Here is a 942-nt window from a genome sequence, read left to right as displayed (position 1 = left end):
TCCTCCAGGCTCATCCCACGGCGCTTCGTCCGCCCCGCTTCATCCGGCACCGCCAGTCCCTCGCCGAAGAGCCAGCAGCGATACCAGCACGCGGCCGTCAGATCGCTCTTCGTCGGCTGCTCCTCCCACGAATCCAGCGGCCGGTCCAGCACCCGGCACAGCCCGCGACGCGCCCGCTTGCTTCCCGCCACCGCCTCGGCGTAGCCGCACCAGCGGTAGTCCTTCGGGTCCTGGCAAAGTCCAGCCCTCACCGGATTCAGGTCGATGTAGGCGGCCATCGTCCGCAGCGCCTCGCCGTCCTCGACGATCACGCTCTTGTAGCGGTCCATCCACAGCGTGCCCTTGCGGCCGTGGTGCTTGTTGAACCAGCGGGAAAAGCGCTCCTTCAGCTCCTTGACGAAGATCTCCAGGTTGCAGAAGCGCCGGCGGAAGCGGTCCAGCAACTCGTCGGCCTCCTTCGCCATTCCATTCTTCCGCAAATCCGCCAGCTCCGTGCGCAGCGAAGCGAGGAAGCTCTTCGAATACAGCAGCTTCAGGTGTTCCAGCAGCCGCTCTTCCCCGCCCGTGCCCTCGAAGCGCTGCAGGTACTTCTCCCGATCCGGCACCCGCAGCAGAAGGTGGAAATGGTTGCCCATGACGGCGTAGGTCAGGATCTCCACGCCCGAGAACCTCTCCATCCGTCGCATCACCCGGCAAAACGCCTCCTTCTCGACCTCGCCGAAAAGCATCTCGCCTCCGGCCGTGCGGCTCATCACATGGTAACGGTTCGACCGCCCTTCCGGACCCAGGATCCGCTTCCTCCCAGCGCCGTTCCCCCGCCGGAATCCGCCCGGATACTGCCTCGTCGGCAGGTCGGCCTTCTCGACAGGTTCCATCGTGCTTTCCTCGTTGGCTTTCATCGACTTGTGGTTCTCCTACCAAATGCGCAGAACGCCGTCAAGA

General features: G+C 64.6%; 1 protein-coding gene. It reads right to left on the bottom strand.

What is annotated here, in order from left to right:
• Positions 1 to 899, bottom strand: an 899-nt coding sequence (locus ACG2LG_RS23960) for a transposase (protein ID WP_396263408.1), incomplete at its 3' end; no start/stop codon positions are given.
• Positions 900 to 942: the final 43 nt, after the last annotated feature.

The organism is Haloferula sp. A504, from assembly GCF_044385805.1.
Classification (GTDB): domain Bacteria; phylum Verrucomicrobiota; class Verrucomicrobiia; order Verrucomicrobiales; family Akkermansiaceae; genus Haloferula.
Note: the sequence above shows the minus strand (reverse complement) of the source record. Positions and strands in the feature narration are given on the sequence as shown.